2 protein-coding genes are annotated in these 1,046 nt (G+C 63.4%); both read right to left on the bottom strand.

What is annotated here, in order from left to right; genetic code table 11:
• On the bottom strand, window positions 1-183 hold a 183-nt coding region (locus tag ACFV20_RS37265; RefSeq protein ID WP_385665649.1), incomplete at its 3' end, for a hypothetical protein.
• Window positions 180-1,046, bottom strand: an 867-nt coding sequence (locus tag ACFV20_RS37260; protein ID WP_385665646.1) for an SURF1 family protein, incomplete at its 5' end; no start/stop codon positions are given. The genes ACFV20_RS37265 and ACFV20_RS37260, both read right to left, overlap by 4 nt.

Raw genomic sequence — 1,046 nt, 5'->3', positions numbered from 1 at the left:
GGGTGGGATCTGGAGCATGTACTTCATGACCATTTCGGCCACGAGCAGCAGCAGGAAGATACCCGTAACCCAGGATGAGACCTTGTAGAAGGCCAGGGCTGTCCGGATCTGCGCGTGGGTGCCTCCGAAGCGGCGCTTCTTCTTCTTGGGGCGGGGCGGCCGGGTCACTGCGGGGTCGCTCAATTCTTTACCTCACTGCTCGTTGTGCCTGGTTCTTCGTCATACTCGTCCTCGTCTTCATCATCGTCGTCCTCGTACTCGTCCTCTTCGAGGCTGCGCTGGTATGAATCAGCCAGCAGCCGCCACCACAGGAAGACGGAGAATCCGGCGAAGACTACCCATTCGACGGCATAGAAGATGTTCAGCCAGTTGATGGTGGTTTCCTGCGGCTGGGGATCCACGGTGACGGTCTGCAGCCCGGTATCTGCCGGAGTTCCGTCCACCGTCGTCTCATGCGCCGTGACGAACGCGGAGTACAGCGGCTTGTCCCAGATGTTGCCCAGTTCGGCGCTGGACAGTGCGGCGACGGTGCCCGCGGGCACCGGTCCCGCAACCGGGGCTTCCGGCGGCAGCAGCCGGCCGGTAATGGTGACGTCGCCCTCGGGAGCGGTTCCCGCGTCGTCTGCTTCTTCGGCGCAGCCGCGAACCACGGGAATCGAGGCGTCCTGCGGAGCGCCGTCGACGTCGAACGCGGTGACTACCCAGTAGCCCTCTTTGCCATCCAGCAGCCGGTTGTCGATGAGGACCTGGTCCTCGGGGTCGAAGGATCCGCTGAAGGTGACCATCTGGTCAGCCTGGGTGCCGTACAGCGGTCCGCCGGGAGTGAAGACCTCGGTCAGGGGACGAACCACCTCGGTTTCCTCGGCAGGCGGCGGGCCCTCACTTTCGGCTGCCGAGAACTGCCACTCGGAGAGCAGCACAAACACGGTGGATATGGCCAGGGCAAACAGGAGTCCTGCGCTCCGGCCTGGTAGAGGGTCAGAGAAAAGACGGACTATTCGGACGTTAGTAGACGTGTAGATCACCCAGTGGGCGGCAGCGGGGCT

Source organism: Streptomyces sp. NPDC059696 (assembly GCF_042733745.1).
Lineage (GTDB): Bacteria > Actinomycetota > Actinomycetes > Streptomycetales > Streptomycetaceae > Streptomyces.
The sequence above is the reverse complement of the archived record's forward strand: the minus strand, read 5'-3'. Positions and strand labels throughout refer to the sequence as shown.